We start from the raw sequence: 18310 nt of genomic DNA, 5'->3' as shown, positions 1-18310 counted from the left end.
TAGCTGCTGTAAACCCCAAATTTAAATCTTATAATAAAGTAAAACAAATAAGCCCCTGATATTATCGGGGGCTTACCATTTTTGATTGATGATGTTAACTATTTAATTACCATTTTACGGGCTTGTTTAAACCTGCCGCATTGTATTTGATATAAATATATTCCCGGAGTAATGCCTTTTGTGCTGATTTGTATTGCATTAGCACCCGAAGTATAAGTATCATCAGCAATATTTTTTATAAACCTGCCTTCTATACTATATAGTTTAATTGAGGCTTTGCCACCCTGCGTAAGATAAAAAGGTATTGTAGTAACATCCTGTACCGGGTTAGGATAATTTTGGCCCAATAAGTTTTTTCCGCTTTGAGGGTTAAGGTTATCCGGAATACCAAGAGTACCGTCATGCTGTGTTTCAAAAAAGTAAGTTCCTTGGTAAAATGCCTGGCTGCCCACGCTGCCGGCCAGCAGCAGCCTGTTATCGGCATGTGGTACAAGCCTTTCGCCGTAAAACTCGGCATATTCCGGCCCAACAAAAAATTCTTCTTCGGCATTTTCTCCATTGGCATCAACTGTAATTAACGATGCGATAGGAAAGGGGGCACTGTATATTTTATGCGGGAAAGGATCTGTTATAACCTGATCCATGATATAGCATACATCCGACCCATCTATATGAAAGTCGTTGTAATAACGCATATTTTCAGAGGCGAAATCCCAAAGCTGTTCGCCTTCCGGGCTGTATTTTATAAGCGCATTATGTATATCTCCGTTTTGTGCAATGCTATAACCTGTAACAGCAACAGCACCATTGCTAAAGGATTTTAAAGTGTAAGAACGTTCGTTCCTGTTATTGCCGCCATAGGTGTTTACCCATAACACATCGCCTTCAGCGCTTAGTTTTGTTGCTACAATATCTTCATCATAGGTGTCGTTATCCTGTGCAAAACCGTTAATGTAAATAGCACCATCGGTAGCTATATACAAATCAGTACCTGAAGTTGACTGGCCGTTAACTGTTACCGGGGTAATCCAGCCTGGGCTGCCATCATTATTAAATTGTACCACGGTAAGATTTACATCCTGAGATGAAAAATTACCGCTGCCGTGTGCACCGGCAAGTATAAGCCTGCCATTGGCATCAACCTTACCAGCATTTACCTGGTAAATATTGTTTTGGGCATTTGTGCCCTGCATATATGTTTTCCACGCCTGTGTACCGTCACTTTTAAGCTTAATCCCCACAAAAGCTGCATGCTCACTGTCTTCAGTTTCAAAAGCTGTGCCGCCAAGATATACCGACCCATCAGCTTGTGGCTCTAAAACATATACCTGCGGGTTATACAGTTCTATTTCGGTAGCCCAAAGTTCTGTACCTTCCGGCGAAAGCTTTTTAACCCTCAATACAGGAGGAGATTGCTCAAAGCCCGGTAAAAGGCATACATAGCTATTTCCCTGTGCATCAGCCCGCGCAACAATGCCTTCTGCTGCATTCCCGTTCTCGGTATTATAAATAACGTTCCAGGTTATTTGTCCTGTTGCATTGTGCTTTACAAGAAAATAATTAGCGTTTAGCATATTGTTTGCAAAGCTGTAATAACTGCCGGTAGATAGCGTGTTGCCGCTACCATCAGGAAAAGAATTGAGCATCGTAGCACTTGCCGACCCAAGGTTTGTGTAAACCTCATTCCATTCAGGCTCGGCTGCTGTAGTACCAAAAGTAGTTTTAACGGTTTCAAAAACAGCACCATCCTGGCTGTAAAATGAGTTTACCGTAAAGTATATATTACCGGCATCATCCAGCCCTGCACCGGCCATGTCGCCCATTGTGGCGGTTCCGGTAGCGGTACTAATTACAAATGCCGATTGCCCCAGCTCATCACCCTGTGGCGAATATTTATGTGCACGTGCCGCCACATCCTGAGTCCATTCTTCTTCACCCGGTGTCATTCCTTTTGCAGCTGTAACTATATTACCCTCTGCATCAAAAGATAAGGTAGTATTTACCGCCTCAATAAGATCGGTGGTTTCTTCAACCCAGTTTTCTACGCCATTGGCGGTGTATGATAAAAGTACCGTGCCATCATCAGAAAAGCTGCCTACGTGGCTACCTGCTACGTAGATAATATTATCCTGGGCGGCTATTTGCCAGCCCATAGTATAATCGCTGCCGCTTTTATGAGTGGCAATCCATTGCTGTTCTCCGTTTGCATTGTATTTTATGGTGCCTATACGGCTTAAAAAGGTATCAAAAGTACCGGTAACATAAATATTGCCATCAGCATCGGTAGTTACAGCATGTGCAGTAGAGTTTGTAAAGTCTGCAACATTTTCAGGGTCTGTGCTTTCGTAATTATATCCCTGTTCCCACAACTTAATTCCCTGCGGGTTGTATTTTACGGTATGGTAATTAAGCCATCCATCAGCGTTGGGGCTGTACCCGGTAACTATTACATTGCCGTTATCGTCAACGGCAACAGCAGTGGCCTCGTTCCAACTATCATCTTCGGCAGGATTCTCCGTTTGGCTCCACGCAAGGCTGCCATCAGTATTATATTTTAAGGTAAGATAATCTACCGTTGTGCCCGACCATGTAATACCGGTAATGTAAATGCTGCCATCGTTACCCACAGTTAGTGCGGCAGGTATCTCTATGCCCTGGGTAGTATTTTCAAACACGCTATCCCAAAGTTTATCTCCGGAAGGCGTATATTTAATAACGCGGATATCCATATCATTACCATTCCATTTAAGGCCTGCCGCTATTATATTCCCTGTGCCATCAAAAGATAAATGCATACCGTATTCTACAGCATATATGGCGGCAGCTTCCCGTTTTTGCCAAAGGGTTTCGCCCGATGCGCTAACTTTCATGGTAAAAAAGTCGCCACAAGGCTGTGTTACATTGGTGCTCCCACCAGTTATGTATGTGTTACCTTCACCATCTGTAATGGCAGAATAGGGCACGTTATTACCCTTGTCTATTTCACCACCAAAAAACTCATAGTTGTTAGTAAGGGTGCTGTATTGGGGTGTTGGTTGTATACCTATCTGTCCCAGCATTTTTAGCCTTGGATCTGTAACTTGTGTATTTTGCTGTTGAGGAACAAAGGTTTTCCACTTAGATAATTTAGATAGCGCACCATTTGCGGCAGATGCCTGGTAACCTTTTTGGTCTTGAAATTGTGCGGTGTTTTGCGCGCTTGCTTTAGGAATAAGCAAAACAAATAAAACAATGGTAATATAACAATTGGATAATTTCATAGCATGCAATTTTTATTAGTAGTGCTGTAAATTTATTGTATTTACTGGGTATCCACGTATTGATAGTGTTGACAACAGTGTAGACATTATGCTGACTAAATGAGATTTGAACTAATATTTGCCTTATTAGCAAAACTTTGGTATCATAAGTGATACTGGTAACATTTGTATATCAAAATGATAATACCTTTGTTGAAAATTTTAAAGTAAAAAATAAAATGTCAACACTAAAAGGTAAAATAGCCCTGGTAACAGGCGGTAACAGTGGTATAGGATATGCCGCTGCAAAAGAATTAAAAGCACAAGGAGCAGAAGTTATCATTACAGGCAGAAGAAAAGATGCTGTAGAAGACGCTGCTGCAAAACTTGGTGCTACAGGATTGGTTGCAGACCAGGGACAGGTTTATGCAATTGAAGAGCTTGCCGCGCAGGTACAGGAAAAATTCGGAAAAATAGATATTCTATTTATAAATGCTGGTGTATTAGGAGGAGCAGGTATTGAAGGCGCAACAGAAGCCGATTTTGATTATGTGATCGATGTTAACTTTAAAGGTGCTTACTTTACACTAAGCAGGTTTATACTACTTATAAATGATGGCGGATCGGTAGTGTTCCTATCCTCTAATGTTGCCAGTATGAATGCTGTTAATTCTTCTATATATTCTTCCAGCAAGGCAGCCCTTAATGCTGTTATGAAAATAGCTGCTGTAGAGCTTGCTCCACGAAAAATAAGGGTTAATGCTGTAAGCCCCGGGCCAACACAAACGGAGATATTAAATAAACTTAATATAGATGAAGCTTCCCGCAAGGGTTTAGACGACTGGATGGTAGAACGCATTCCGCTTAAAAAAATAGGTACAGCCGATGATGTAGCAAAATTAGTGAGTTATTTTTCGAGCGATGCCGCAAGCTTTATAACCGGTGCAGAAATCGTGATCGATGGTGGTATGAGTTTATAAGTTGCCTAACAAACTAATTCTAAAAATGCCTCTGAACACAATATGTTCAGAGGCATTTTTAATTTAAAAGGACTCATATGTGCGTTAAGCTTCTTCACCGAAAAATGATAAAGATGGCAAATGTCTAACTCAGGAGGTAATCTGTCCGCTTCGGCTTTTTTTCAATTCTGTAAAAGGCGCTGTGTAAATACCTTTGGGTAAGAATAACAAACAAGTTTAAAAATTATACATACAGATTTATGAGAACAACAGCAACAAAAACAGTACTTACGCTTGCGGTTTTACTACTGGCTATAACAGGAGGTTTTGCACAAAATAAGCCACAGTTATCTGCCAGGGATGTAATTGGTGTTCCTGCTATTACACCGGTAATTGCAGAGCCCGAAGCTAAATTAATTGTAGATGCACCACTTGCAGCAGAGCTTGCAAAAGGAAAAGTGATTATTCAATACCGTACAGAAAATCTTAAGATCGTTCCGGTTTATGGAGAAGCGGGCCTGAAAGTATCGCCAAGAATAGGCCACCTGCATATTACAGTAGACAACCTGCCATGGCATTGGGCCGATGCCAGTAATGAACCTTTAATAATAGTAGGCATGGCCCCCGGTAAGCACACTATTTTATTTGAGCTGGCCGACACTACCCATCATGTTTTAGCTAAACAGCTTATATCCTTCGAAATTCCTGAAACGACCACTAATCACTCACACCATTAATTATATAACCATTAAACTTCAGATATGAAAACTATAGTAAAACATAAACCAGCCACACTCTTATCAGCTTTAATTTTCGTAATGATGCTGCTTTCAATCCCGGCTTTTTCGCAAAACGCAGCTACAAATGTAAATCAGCTTGGTACTTTAAAACAAATTAATGCGGGCGTGCTTAATGTGGGCTACGCCGAAGCAGGCCCCACCAATGGCCCCGTAGTTATATTGTTGCATGGCTGGCCGTATGATATTCATAGCTTTGATAAAGTTGTACCGCTGCTTGCAGTAAAAGGGCACCGCGTTATTACGCCCTATTTAAGGGGGTATGGCACAACAACATTTTTATCAGCACAAACACCAAGAAATGGCCAGCAGGCGGCAATTGCGACCGACATTATAGCCCTTATGGATGCCTTAAAAATAAAAAAAGCCACCATTGCCGGTTTTGACTGGGGCGCACGTACCGCAGATATTATTGCAGCTTTGTGGCCGGAACGTACTACAGCACTGGTATCGGTAAGCGGATATTTAATTGGTAGCCAGCAGGGCAATAAAGCCCCACTTTTACCAAAGGATGAATTATCATGGTGGTACCAGTTTTACTTTGCTACTAATCGTGGTGCGGCAGGCTATGCAGCAAATACTAAAGAATTTGCAAGGCTTATCTGGAAATCGGCATCGCCCGAATGGGATTTTGATGATGCCACCTTTAATACATCTGCCACCGCTTTAGAGAATCCTGACCATGTTGCCATTGTAATAGATAATTACAGGTGGAGGCTTGGCCTTTCTAACGGCGAAAAGCAATATGATGACATGGAAAAGAAACTGGCTGCTGCTCCTTTTATAATGGTACCCGCCATTACAATAGAGGGTAACGCTAACGGCGCCCCACACCCTGATCCTTCTAAATATGCCTCAAAATTTAAAGGCAAATACATACATCTTGACTTTGCAGGTGGGGTAGGGCATAACCCTCCTGCCGAAGCGCCCCGGAAATTTGCAGATGCTGTGCTACAGGCCTATCAACTTTCAAAAAAATAATTTAAACATAAAATAACAGATCATGAAAAATTTAGTAATTATAGATTCGCAAAACCAGGAGTTATCTGCTGTGGAAAAAGTGCTTTACACAGGAAAAGTAAATGTGTTAAACGGGCGCGAAGGTATAGCTATTAGCGATGATAAACGTTTAGACGTTAACCTTTCAGCTCCCGGAAGTAAGGGAACAGGCACTAACCCGGAACAGCTGTTTGCAGCCGGATGGTCGGCCTGCTTTATCGGGGCGATGAGGCATAACGCTGCGCATCTTCAAATACCTTTACCAAAAGATGTATCGGTTGATGCTGAGGTTGACCTTGCCACCGGAGAAAGTGGTTTTTCGCTACAGGCACGCCTCTTTGTAAACCTTTCCGGGCTAACCGAAAAAGAGGCAAAATTAGTAATTGAAGCCGCCCACCAAACATGCCCGTACTCTAAGGCTACACGTGGTAATATTAATGTTTTAGTGACTGCAATAATCTAATTCATCATTAAAACTATTAATTAAAAAGGATGCTTTGGTATCCTTTTTTTTAGGATCAATAATAACTGTATACTTTGGTATACCATAATGTAGTAAGCAAGATAATAAATTTTAACTTTGTTAGTACCACTATACAATTATTTAAACCTCCAACATACGTGGAAAAAAAACATTTAAAAATTTCAGCGGCCACGATCTGGACAAGTTCTGTCTTTTTAGGGCTGCTGTCATCTGTACCCCAGCTTGCATCGCATCAGTTTAACTGGGCCGAAGCCGTAGTAAATGCAGGTATTACCGCTGCCTTTGCTGTACTTATGTGGTATTTTAACCTTTATATACTGCCTGCACAAACTAAAAAGCAAAGGCAAAGCATTTCGTATCCTAAATTATTAAGTACCCTTGCCGTAGGTTTGGTAGTAATGTTTGGCCTGGCCTGGGTGCAGCAGCTTATTTTGTCGCACATTAACTTTGGCCCAACCATGCTTATGGTAGAGGTGCGGGGTATTTTAATAAACCTTGTGTTTTATATGTTCCTTAACCTGTTACAGCAAAACTATGAAAACCAATCGGTAAGCATGGAGCTGGAACGTATTAGGAACGATAATCTTGGCGCCCAGTATGAGCTGCTTAAACAACAGGTTAACCCGCATTTTTTATTCAACTCCCTTAATACCCTTAAGGCTATGGTAGAGGGTGCCGAAACCCAATCGGTAGATTTTATAATAAAACTCTCTGATTTTTACAGGTATACCCTGGAGAGCCGTAAACTCGACCTTATTCACCTCTCTGAAGAAATACAGATACTTGATGCCTACCTTTTTTTGCAAAAGGCACGTTTTGAAACCGGCTTCACTTTTAAAAACAACTTAAGTGGCGACGTTTTAAAAACGTTAGTACCTCCCTTTACGTTGCAGCTACTGGTAGAAAATTGCCTTAAGCACAATATAGTTTCTGCCTCTAAGCCGCTTAATATAAAGTTGTATAAGGATAACGATAAAATAGTTGTAGAAAATCAGGTGCAACTTAAAAAGGGCGACCACAATTCACTTGGTGTTGGCCTAACCAATATTAACTCGAGGTACAAACACCTGCTTGATAAGGATATAGAAATTTACGATGACGGAATAATTTTTAAAGTAAAACTCCCGCTTATATATGAATATCATAATTATTGAAGACGAGCCAAGAACAGCGCAATCTCTTGAAAATATTGTGCTCGACCTAAAGCCCGAAGCCGAAATTACAGGCCGGTACGATAGTATAGAGAGCTCTGTTAAAGCATTATCATCAGGCACACAGCCCGACCTGATATTTATGGATATACAGTTGGCAGACGGGCTGTCGTTTGAAATTTTTAAATCGGTACAAATAAAATGCCCAGTAGTATTTTGTACCGCATTTGATGAATACTCTCTTGATGCCTTTAAAAGTAATGGTATAGATTATATACTAAAACCATTTTCGAGGGAAAGCATCTGGGAAGCACTAAAAAAAGTAGATGAACTACGTAATTTCTTCCAGCAAAAATCTGCCCCGGACGTAAACGACCTGTTGGCAAAACTTAATCCTGCTACAGGGAAAAGCAGTTTTTTAGTATTTAAAAACCAAAAATACACTACTATTCAAACCCAGGATATTGCCTTTTTTTACATACGTAACGAGTCTACTTTTGCAGTATGTTTTGACAGGCAGGAATATCCCTTAACACAACCGTTGGCACAAATAGCCGGCATGGTATCTGCAAACCAGTTTTTTAGGGTTAACAGGCAATACCTCATTAACTTTAGCGCCGTTAAAGAAATTGAGCATTATTTCCTTAGGAAGCTATATATTAAGCTTGTTATAGAAACACCTGAAAAGCTGTTTATCAACAAAGAAAAATCGCATAGCTTTTTTTCATGGCTTGAAAACCGTTAAGTAAACTGAACCGGATTTTCCATTTCGGTTCAGGGTCTTATATGTCTGCTTCAGCTATATTTCACTTCAACAGGATGCTCCCGGATTTTAACTTTGGGTAAAATTAAAATCTAAAGAATATGAAATCTGTAAAAATTTTTAGCGCTACATTGTTAGCTGTCGTTTCTACTTTTTGTGTTGCAGTTATGGGCGCAAACTATGTTACAAAGCAACCCTTACCGGCATCCGGGCAAAATGGGTTTGCTGTTGTTGAATTATTTACTTCTGAAGGTTGCTCAAGCTGCCCCCCGGCCGACGAATTACTTGGCAAAATACAGCAGGAATATAAGGATAAGCCTGTGTATGTACTTGCTTACCATGTAGATTACTGGGACAGGATGGGGTGGAAGGATGCCTATAGCAGTGCCGCATATACACAACGGCAAAGCGAATACAGCCACTTGTTAGGATCGCAGCTTTACACACCCCAGGTTATTGTTAACGGCGAGGCAGAATTTGTAGGGTCTGATGAGCGTACTTTACGAGAAACACTTGTGCATGTTATAAACGGAAAAGCATCGGCTAATCTCGCAATTACTGCCCGGCAGATTAACGGCAGCCTTTTAATAAATTACACATTAACCGGTAATTATAAACCTGCGGTACTGCGCTTGGCATTGGTTCAAAAAAAGGCTGTAAGGCAAATTAAGCGAGGCGAAAACCAGGGCCGGACATTAACACACTGGCAAATTGTGAGGTCGTTAAACACATCTACAATAAGCGCTAACGGGAAAGGGAAATTGCAGTTGCCAATTCCAAAAGATTTTATTGAAAACGAATGGGAAGTTATAGCTATGGTTCAGGATCCTGCTACGGCAAAAATATATGCTGCAGCCAAAGCTACATTGGTGGTTAATGCCAAAGATGCTGAACAAATCAAAAAATAAAGGTATTTATATCACAGCCAGAAGTTGTAGCTAATACAAAAGGGCGGTAACATAAAGTTGCCGCCCTTTTGTATTAGTTATACACGTTGTTATTATGTATAATGTAAGTGATAGTGACTGTGCAATGCTGTTGTGCAATAACTTATCCACCATAAGCAGTATAATACTGTTATCTTTGATTATCACTATACTACTATAAATAAGCTTTCACTAAGCTGAAATTAGTTAGAGAGGGAAGGTTAATAGTGAATGCTCAATATTCTATACTCTCCTGTGTTCACGGTGTATAGTGTATTAAAACATAGGTATCATAAAAAGCAAAAAAAATCCCGGGTTGAGGCCCGGGAATGTGATAAATTTTAGAATTGTGCTTAACCTTATTTAGTTAGCTTTTGATAAGTAAAAAGGTATAACCTTCGGAACATGCTGTAAGATGTAGCTGCAATTATAAAGGCTATTACGGCATCGGCGGCAGCTTCCATTCCTAACACGCTGATCTTAGAAAAGAAAGCAAACAGGATGTCAAAAAAGATACCGGCATACACCCATTCTTTTAGCCTTAGTAACCTGTTTGGCGTTAATAAAACCAAAACACCTGCTATTTTAAACACACCCAATATGTAGATAAAGTAGGGAGGATAGCCTAACTGTTGAGTAATTTCCCATATTAAAGGATTGTGCGTCAGTTCAAAAATACCGCTTGCCCCAAACCAGGCAGAGATTAATACTGTACTTGTCCAAAAAATGATCTTAGTGGTTTTTGCATTCATGATTTCTATATTTTTTATTGTTTTACAAGACAAAATTACATAGAAATCAACCGCTGAGCGAACACAAAATAGCCGATGCAGACAATTTTAAACCTGATTTAGACATTGTAAGTATTGAATGATATTACAGCATTATCGTACTATTGATATTTATACTATCTAAAAATACCTGATCGTGAGAAACGGCTATTAATGTGCCTTTAAACTGATTTACTGCAGTAGTGAGTATTTGGATATTTTGTAGATCAAGGTTGTTAGTGGGTTCATCAAGCACTAATACATCCAGCGGCATATCAAACATTGTAATGCAGCAAAGCACGAGCCTCATTCTTTCGCCGCCACTTAATGTACTGCATAACTTATATATGCTGCTTTGCGGAAACAGAAACCGGGCAAGCAGCATGCGCACTTCATGTTCGGTCAAGTTAGAGGTATTAGCTTTTTGTGCCTGCTCAAAAACAGTAAGCGCGTTGTTAAGGTATGAGTAATCCTGATCTACATAAACTATATTTTTTGTAGCAGAGTATAATGTGCCGGTTGTAGGTAAAAGATGGCCGGTAAGCAACTTTATAAGCGTAGACTTGCCCGATCCGTTATTGCCCTGCAAAGCTATACGGCCGCCGCTTGTAATTTTAAAATCGATATTGTTATGCCAAATATTTGTGCTTGTATAGCTAAAGTTTAATTTATTTGCCTCAAAAAGCAACTTCCCTTTATGAAGTTCCGAATCTTTAAAATTAAAGTCCATTTTATCAATACCCGGCAGGTCATGCCTAAGACTTCGTAATTCAGTTGTTATTTCCTGAATTTTTTCGGCATGGGCATCTTTAGTTTTTGCGCTGCTGTTTTCGGCATTATTACGAAAAGTATTTAGCATTATACGGGCCACGCCCGATTTTTCTTTTTTACCCTTGCCGCGTGCATCAAGTTTTTGTTGGCGTTCGTTTATTTCGCGCTCTTTGTTTCGCGCACGTTTAAGGGCAAGTTCTTTATTATGTATATTGGTTTGCAAAGCGTTGCTTTCAGTTTGTTTTTGCGAAAGGTAAAATTCGTAGTTGCCACCATAATTCGCAATACCGTTCCCAGAAATTTCCGCAATCCTGTCTACCATATTCAATAATTTCCTATCGTGCGATACTGTTATTAAAGTTGTTGTTGTATTTTTTATCCATTCATACAGCATAGTACGCGCCTGGCGGTCTAAATGGTTTGTGGGCTCATCTAACAGTACCATATCGGGCTGATGGATAACAATACCGGCAAGCAAAACCTTTGTTTGCTCACCACCGCTTAACAAAGCCATGTGTGTATTGGGCGTTATATTATTAAGGCCCCAAAAATCCAGCGCTTCGCGGCAGCGTTCCTCTATATCCCAGCTATCTCCTATAATCTCAAGGTTGGTTTCAGTAACATTACCGTTAAGTATTTGCTTAAGTGCATTTAATTTTACGGCTACCTGTAAAGCATGGGCTACTGTAGCATTATTGTATTGCCCCAAAATTTGAGGAACATAATATGTAACAGCATTTGTAGCTACTGTACCACTTGATGGTTTAAGTTTTTTTGCAATAAGTTTTAGCAATGTAGATTTGCCTACACCATTATTGCCTACCACGGCTATTTTTTCGCCTTTGTTAGCCACAAAGTCTAATCCGCTAAATAGCGTTTCCTTATCAGGATGTATATAAGTAATTTTATGTAAAGAGAGCATGATTATATTCTTTCAGGAATTAATAATTACCGCGCAACATAGTGCCCGCGGTTTACTTAATTATTAGAAAAGAATTATTTAATCACATAAATGGTTGTAAAGACTATGCAAATGTATAAAATTCAGGAATTAATTTATATTAAAAAATATAGAATATATGGTATACATTTGTAACTACTATACTTAAGTATACCAAAAGAAATAAATATGGACAGAGACCAGGTTGAAGAATTACGCTCGCTACAGGATACACTTTATTTTATTGGAGGAAAATGGAGGATACCAATTATGAATTCTATATGCAACGGCAACAGGCGCTTTAGGGAAATTGAGCGCAGTATTCCGGGTATCACAACACGTATGCTCTCAAGGGAATTAAAAGACATGGAAGCTAACAAGTTACTAAAGCGAAATGTATATGCTGATACCCCGGTACTTGTTGAATATGAGCCAACAGAACATTGTCGTTCGTTTGGAAATATTATAAGTGAAATGATTAATTGGGGACGAAGCCACAGAAATGTTGTTGTTGAAAGAGAGGATTGTTAATACTTTTTTAATTCAAAGTAATATTCATCCATTCAAACCTGTATTTAATAAATTCTGTTAATGTAGGCTCAGGAACGGGATAATTTACATCCTCATATTTCTTAACGAGCATTGAAAGTATTTCCAGTTCGTCGGATTGTTCGTGTATAGATACAAATCTAACTAGATCAGTTAATAAATTCTTTCCAGTTGTTTTTTCACATCCCTGTCCAATGCTTCCAGATGGAAATTAAGTTTTCAAATATGTGTCCTACATCATTATGATATCTTGAAAAGATTTAACGATGACGTGTCCAGTTAACTTTTGCTAAAATTGTTTTCTCTATTATCTTCCGATTCAAAATGTCTCCACACCACTTAGACACTTTTATCCGGATCTATTTCCAATTTTGGTAATTGTCGCCGCAGTGAGGAGACAAGTGCGGTATTATTATATATGTTGTACTGTACCATACGATATCTGATTGGTTCAATATACCCGGATAATCTGACATTTGAAAATAATGAACTTCGAACCAGAAGAGTTAAAGAAGTGATTTAGCTTATTTATATGATTAACAGGAAATAGACGGATAAAAAAAAGGACAAAGAAGAAAAATACTTCTTTGTCCCCATTGGTGGGCAATCAGAGACTTTAATTGAACACCTAATACCACTTTTAAATCTTTTTAATGATATAAATAAAAGTGCTTAATTGTTGATATTTAGTGATTTATGTTTCAAATATGAATTTTCAGAAACACTGCGTGTTTTGAAATTATAATTAGGATCTATAAATATGTAAATTGAAATATTATTAAGTGAAGAGCAATATGGTAACAAGTTTATAAGTGTAAGGGGAGGAGTTGAACACTTTAAGCAAGGGAATTACACAGGCAATACATATAGCCTTTTTATCAACGCGCTCTTTAACATGGACGGTTTTGCCTAAACAAGGGTGAGGCCGCTGTGGAATTTACGCTGCCTGAAAATAGACAGAAAATCTTTGCAAATAAATCTTTAATTGTTGTAACGATTCTAAGCGAACATAATACTGCCTTCATCGTCTTTTAATTAAACGACTGCCTGAACATTAAAGGCGAAACATTAGTTTTTGTCTTGAAAAGTTTGCTGAACGATTGTGAATGTTCAAAGCCCAATTCATAAGCAATTTCCGAAACTGAAAGATTTGTAGTTGATAATTTTTCTTTAGCTTTTTCTATGATTGCACTTTGGATATATTGTTGTGTGTTCATACCTGTCAATGAACTTAACATGTCACTCAGATAACGTTGCGAAAGTTTTAATTCTGTACTGATATATTTTACGGATGGCAAACCATTTTTCTGGCTGTTTTCTTTTTCAAAATAGTTGTTTAACAGCTTGTCTAAAGAAGTTACGATATCATGATTGATTGCTTTCCGGGTAATAAATTGCCTGTAGTAAAAACGATTGCTATAATTTAGCAACAATTCTATTTGCGACACCAAAACATCTTGGCTAAAATGGTCAATGTTATTATCCAGTTCATTGGCTATTGTAGCAAACAAACTAGCTATAATTTCTTTTTCTTTTGCCGATAAAAATAATGCTTCTGAAACATCGTAAGAGAAAAAGCCATAGTGATGTATTGTTTTTCCTAAGGGATAATTTCGGATAAAGTCCGAATGGAAATACAATGCAATACCTTCATAGCTTTCCATGTTTTCGGGTGGAAAAACAACTTGTTTTGGCTTCAAAAATGCTAATCCGCCTTCTTCAAAATCGTAATATCCCTGTCCGTATTTTATTTGCCCTGTAAATGTTGGCTTAAAGGAAATTTTGTAAAAATCAAGGCTTACTTTTTGCCCCTTCGGAAACATTTCGATCGGAACATTATTGTAATCAACCAATGCGATCAAAGGGTGCAATGGCGCAGGAACTCCCAAAACACGCACAAGTTGCGATATACTATTAATGTGGTTTATGTTAGGTTGTTGTTGCTTTTTGTTTACGAATTTAATCAATTTTGTTTTGACGGACGAATAACAATGTCGCCAATTTCTACATCGTCAGGCTGGCTTATGGCATAAATTACAGCATTGGCAATGGCTATGGGATTTATAGCAATTTGTTCCATCCCTTTTTGAACAGCTGTTTTCATGTCTTCATTTTTTATGTTGTTCGCAAAGTCGGTTTTTACAAACCCGGGCGAAATGCCTGTAATGCGAATGTTTCCGTCGGACTCCTGACGAAATGCTTCTGCAATAGTGCGAATGGCATTTTTAGTCCCGGCATAAACGCCCTGCATTGGTACGATCTTTATACCCGAAGTTGAAATAATATTGACAATATGCCCCGATTGTTGTTGTTTAAAAACAGGAATTGTGGCAGCCATCCCATACAAAACACCTTTAAGGTTAATGTCGATCATTTCTTCCCAGCCATCAATATCCAATGCGTCAATGCGGCTTAACTGGCTAACGCCTTCATTGTTTACAATAACATCTAATTTTCCGTATTTTTCAAATGCTGTATTGACCAACCTAATCAGATCGGCTTTATTCTTTACATCAATTGTAGTACTGGTAGCTTCGCCACCTGTACTTTTAATTTCTTCAACAAGTTGTTGTAATTGTTCTGTTCGCCTTGCACCTAAAACAACCTTTACGCCGTTTTTTGCTAATTCTATAGCAATGGCCTTACCCATACCGCTGCTTGCACCAGTAATGGCTATAACTTTTCCTTCAGTATTTTGCATGGTTGTTCGTTTTTATTTGTCTATTTGTCTTTCTAAAACTTCGGGATAGCGATCGCCTACAAGTGTAATTCCGTTTACGGTTGTGTTTATTTTTGCAAGTTCATCAGCTGTTAGTACAATATTCGTACTGCCAATGTTCTCTTCTAAACGATGCAATTTTGTTGTGCCCGGTATGGGTGCTATCCAAGGCTTTTGAGCTAAGAGCCAGGCCAGTGCTAATTGTCCGGGCGTAACATTTTTTTGTTTAGCGATTTCGGAAAGTGCTTCCACTAAAACAATATTGGCTTTTATGTTTTCTTCGCTAAAACGGGGAATGACATTTCTGCGGTCTACATCTGCTAATTTTGAGTTTATGGTTCCTGTCAGGAAGCCTTTGCCTAATGGGCTAAACGGAACAAAACCAATTCCCAGCTCCTCTAATGTTGGTATGATCTCATTTTCGGGTTCACGCCAAAATAAAGAGTATTCGCTTTGTACTGCTGATACCGGTTGAATTGCATGTGCCTTGCGAATGGTATTTGCACTTGCTTCCGACAAACCAAAATATTTCACCTTACCTTCTTGTATAAGGTCTTTTACGGTACCGGCAACATCTTCTATCGGAACATTGGGGTCAACCCTGTGCTGGTACAGCAAATCGATGTAATCTGTCTTCAATCTTTTTAAAGATGCTTCGGTTACTGCCCTAATCGTTTCGGGCCTGCTGTCTAAACCTGTTACTGGCCTGGCATCTTTACAGCCAAATTTTGTTGCTATAATGACGTCTTTTCTATAAAGCTGTAATCCTTCGCCAACAAGTTCCTCATTGGTGTAAGGCCCATAGGCTTCTGCGGTATCAAAAAATGTGATACCTCTTTCAACTGCGTTGCGCAATAGTGTTATAGCCTCGTTCTTATCAAGACCTTTCCCGTCTAAAAAGTTTAAACCCATACAGCCAAAACCTAATGCGGAAACTTCTAATCCTTCATTACCTAATTTTCTTTTTTGCATAATTCTAATTTGAATTGTTTCTAAACCGACTTAATTTCAGGTACAAATTTCCCGATTGTCATTCAATGAAAAGTAGTCATGTTGGTAATTGTTGTAGTTAGATTTTCAAACGGTTTATTAAACATTATAAATTAGTCCGCTACTTTGATCTAACGATTAGAAAGTTTCCATAGCGTAGGTAGGTAACTCCAAGTCAAAATATTACGGTTATCATTTATACTTTCAAGATTTGCTAATTTTAAAATTAAATTACTTCCCTTTGAATTATGGGTAATAGACTTGTAATACCGTTAAAAATGAGCTAGTTTAGTACTAACGATGAGTGAGGTGGAACTGCTATTCAATAATTAGAGAGTACACAAAAGTTAATTTGTAGCGTCGATGACGTGTGAAATAATTTTAATGTAAAGCAGATACCAATAATAGTGTCAACAGCGATGTATTAGTATAGGCTAATTGTGATAATTTCCAACATTTAGATGTCATAAAATATATTTTACAATAATACTTAAAAATAATTACAATATTTATTCAACATTAGCCTCGTTATTTGCAAGCTGTTTATCCATAATATTTTTCAGAAATTTAGACTTGTTCTTTTTTACTTCTTTCAAATAAGGCAAACATCCATCAGGGTTGGATAAATGTTTATCTCCCCAAAGGGCTATTTCAATCAGAGCAGGTATTAATTCAACTCCTTTTGGGCTGAGCTTATAAAGCCCTTTAACTTTATTGTCTGGGTAAGGTAATTTACTAATAATTCCCTTATCCTCCAATAACTGTAACCTACTAGCCAATATATTCGTTGCAATTTTCTCTTCGGACTTTGTAAAGTCTCCGTAAGTACGGGTTTTGTACAGCATCAAATCCCGTACAATGAGTAACGACCATCGGTCCCCGAATATATCCAAAGATGAACTGATCGGGCAATCAGATCGATTTTCAATTAATTTCATATTTTACTCTTTTTTGCTTGCATATTGAAAGTAATAATATATTTTTACACTTGCAATTTAAAAGCAATTATTTTATTTTTTACTTGCATTTCAAAAGCAAATTTAATCATTTTATAACAAAAAAGAATAGTACATTATGACAAAGATTTTAGTGACAGGGGTAACAGGTGTAGTTGGAAAAGGTACAGTAGAACATTTATTAAAGAAAGGCGTTCCTGCAAGCCAGATTATTGGCCTTTCCCGTAAAAAAGAAGCAATTGAAGACCTTATTGCCAAAGGTATTGAGGTTCGTATCGGTGATTATTTCGATTATGAATCGTTAGTAGAAGCGTTTGAAGGTATTGACAAAGTAATGTTAGCTTTGTTCCCTTATAACATTTTTCGGTTCTGATAGCAATATTGCTTTACTGCCTCGACCTTTACGACAAAATTCAATATGAAGTTTACGATCAGTTCAGCATCATCACTCTCCAGATAATTTATGTTTGTTGAGCTTAAATCATGTTTTGAAGTTCCCCAAATGGTATTGTAGCCATGGGTGGCGGGTTGTAGCTGGATTGTAAATATATCCGTTGCAAGTGTTTTTTCCACCGTTAATGCATACTCAAATTCCTTAGCGGAAACGATACCGCAGATGCGCAGGAGGTTTTGCCTGTTATTATTCCAAATAAATACATCGTAATTATTTGATGCCGTTTTTATTTGGAATGCGCCTTCATTTTCATAGATCCTTACCCTTGGGAAATTTAAACGCAGTTCGTTATCAAGGTGTTCCCGCTAGTCAAAGCTGGTTTCATTTGCTAAAGGGCGGTCTTGTTTTTTAAGGTAAGTACTGTAAAAGTCGGTAATTTCATTATACTCTGTGGTATTCTGAGTCAGGTATCCAATGTCTATTGAGTTTATTTCCGAACTCAGTAGGAGGTTCATTGAGGTTACGATTGCTTTACTTTCATTAAAATAGAGCTTTGCATGCAGGTTTTCCACGGGAATGGGTGTAATACCAAGCTCAGTTACCTGGTCATAAGCTTCTTTTTCGCCATGGCGGATATAAAATTCAACGATAACATTACGCTCCTTAAGCTTCCTAATCTTGGCGACTAACTTATACCATTTGTCAAATTTGCAATAAGGCGAAACGATAACCACCTTTTCTTTGGCTTCATCAAGAAGATTCATGATCTCGCCCGAAATATTGTTTGGCTTTAAAAACTGCATGAAATTCGTTACTTTTTATTGGGCTAAAGATACTATTCTCTACGCTATCTTATATGGAATTCACGAAACATAATTAAATAAAAGAAGAAAATATACTATT

The 18310-nt window shown here is 38.4% G+C and carries 17 protein-coding genes; 9 read left to right on the top strand and 8 right to left on the bottom strand.

All coding sequences use genetic code 11. The features are described 5' to 3' along the window. Positions 1-98 precede the first annotated feature (98 nt). Positions 99-3260 (bottom strand): T9SS type A sorting domain-containing protein, encoded by a 3162-nt coding sequence (locus FMM05_RS05320; RefSeq protein ID WP_143372310.1) that lies wholly within the window; start codon positions 3258-3260, stop codon positions 99-101. Between the two features lie 218 nt (positions 3261-3478). Here FMM05_RS05320 and FMM05_RS05315 point away from each other — a divergent pair, with 218 nt between their 5' ends. The 7 genes from FMM05_RS05315 (at position 3479) to FMM05_RS05285 (ending at position 9300) form a co-directional block, all read left to right on the top strand. Further along, entirely contained in the window at positions 3479-4219 is a 741-nt protein-coding gene (locus FMM05_RS05315) for an SDR family oxidoreductase (RefSeq protein WP_143372309.1), read from the top strand. Positions 4220-4458: 239 nt separating this feature from the next. After that, a complete protein-coding gene (locus FMM05_RS05310) occupies positions 4459-4935 on the top strand; it encodes a DUF6130 family protein (RefSeq protein WP_143372308.1) in 477 nt (158 codons plus the stop codon). A 24-nt stretch (positions 4936-4959) separates the two neighbouring features. Then, on the top strand, positions 4960-5976 hold the full coding sequence (locus tag FMM05_RS05305; protein ID WP_143372307.1) for an alpha/beta fold hydrolase: 1017 nt from the start codon (positions 4960-4962) through the stop codon (positions 5974-5976). 22 nt (positions 5977-5998) lie between these two features. After that, positions 5999-6457, top strand: a complete 459-nt coding sequence (locus FMM05_RS05300; RefSeq protein WP_143372306.1) for an organic hydroperoxide resistance protein — start codon at positions 5999-6001, stop codon at positions 6455-6457. Between the two features lie 158 nt (positions 6458-6615). Then, positions 6616-7632 (top strand): sensor histidine kinase, encoded by a 1017-nt coding sequence (locus FMM05_RS05295; protein ID WP_143372305.1) that lies wholly within the window; start codon positions 6616-6618, stop codon positions 7630-7632. Beyond that, entirely contained in the window at positions 7613-8374 is a 762-nt protein-coding gene (locus tag FMM05_RS05290) for a LytR/AlgR family response regulator transcription factor (RefSeq protein WP_143372304.1), read from the top strand. The genes FMM05_RS05295 and FMM05_RS05290 overlap by 20 nt, the downstream gene beginning before the upstream one ends. Before the next feature lie 119 nt (positions 8375-8493). Continuing rightward, positions 8494-9300: a DUF1223 domain-containing protein gene (locus FMM05_RS05285; RefSeq protein WP_235894361.1), complete on the top strand. Its 807-nt coding sequence runs from the start codon at positions 8494-8496 to the stop codon at positions 9298-9300. A 377-nt stretch (positions 9301-9677) separates the two neighbouring features. Here FMM05_RS05285 and FMM05_RS05280 read toward each other — a convergent pair whose 3' ends face one another. Continuing rightward, a complete protein-coding gene (locus tag FMM05_RS05280) occupies positions 9678-10070 on the bottom strand; it encodes a DoxX family protein (RefSeq protein ID WP_143372303.1) in 393 nt (130 codons plus the stop codon). Positions 10071-10194: 124 nt separating this feature from the next. Beyond that, complete coding sequence (gene abc-f / locus FMM05_RS05275; protein ID WP_143372302.1) at positions 10195-11781, bottom strand: ribosomal protection-like ABC-F family protein; 1587 nt, start codon at positions 11779-11781, stop codon at positions 10195-10197. A 207-nt stretch (positions 11782-11988) separates the two neighbouring features. Between abc-f and FMM05_RS05270 the strand changes: the two genes are divergently transcribed. Then, positions 11989-12330, top strand: coding sequence for a winged helix-turn-helix transcriptional regulator (locus FMM05_RS05270; RefSeq protein ID WP_143372301.1), 342 nt, complete (start codon positions 11989-11991; stop codon positions 12328-12330). A 1049-nt stretch (positions 12331-13379) separates the two neighbouring features. On the opposite strand, the gene FMM05_RS05265 is transcribed toward FMM05_RS05270, so the two are convergent. The 4 genes from FMM05_RS05265 to FMM05_RS05250 all read right to left on the bottom strand — a co-directional run bounded on the left by FMM05_RS05265 (position 13380) and on the right by FMM05_RS05250 (position 16995). Continuing rightward, on the bottom strand, positions 13380-14315 hold the full coding sequence (locus FMM05_RS05265; RefSeq protein ID WP_235894360.1) for a helix-turn-helix domain-containing protein: 936 nt from the start codon (positions 14313-14315) through the stop codon (positions 13380-13382). Next, the gene (locus FMM05_RS05260; protein ID WP_143372300.1) at positions 14312-15049 is read right to left on the bottom strand and encodes an SDR family oxidoreductase; all 738 of its coding nucleotides are present in this window, start codon (positions 15047-15049) and stop codon (positions 14312-14314) included. The genes FMM05_RS05265 and FMM05_RS05260 overlap by 4 nt, the downstream gene beginning before the upstream one ends. 12 nt (positions 15050-15061) lie before the next feature. Beyond that, the gene (locus FMM05_RS05255; RefSeq protein WP_143372299.1) at positions 15062-16039 is read right to left on the bottom strand and encodes an aldo/keto reductase; all 978 of its coding nucleotides are present in this window, start codon (positions 16037-16039) and stop codon (positions 15062-15064) included. Positions 16040-16566: 527 nt separating this feature from the next. Beyond that, positions 16567-16995: a winged helix-turn-helix transcriptional regulator gene (locus tag FMM05_RS05250; RefSeq protein WP_143372298.1), complete on the bottom strand. Its 429-nt coding sequence runs from the start codon at positions 16993-16995 to the stop codon at positions 16567-16569. Positions 16996-17131: 136 nt separating this feature from the next. On the opposite strand from FMM05_RS05250, the gene FMM05_RS05245 reads away from it, so the two are divergent. Further along, positions 17132-17386 (top strand): SDR family oxidoreductase, encoded by a 255-nt coding sequence (locus FMM05_RS05245; protein ID WP_143372297.1) that lies wholly within the window; start codon positions 17132-17134, stop codon positions 17384-17386. 386 nt (positions 17387-17772) lie between these two features. On the opposite strand, the gene FMM05_RS05240 is transcribed toward FMM05_RS05245, so the two are convergent. Continuing rightward, positions 17773-18210 carry a phospholipase D-like domain-containing protein gene (locus FMM05_RS05240; RefSeq protein ID WP_143372296.1) on the bottom strand — a complete coding sequence of 146 codons (438 nt, stop codon included), beginning with the start codon at positions 18208-18210 and terminating at the stop codon, positions 17773-17775. Positions 18211-18310: the final 100 nt, after the last annotated feature.

Origin of the sequence: Flavobacterium zepuense, from assembly GCF_007097145.1 — a bacterium.
Lineage (GTDB): Bacteria > Bacteroidota > Bacteroidia > Flavobacteriales > Flavobacteriaceae > Flavobacterium > Flavobacterium zepuense.
Note: the sequence above shows the minus strand (reverse complement) of the source record. Positions and strands in the feature narration are given on the sequence as shown.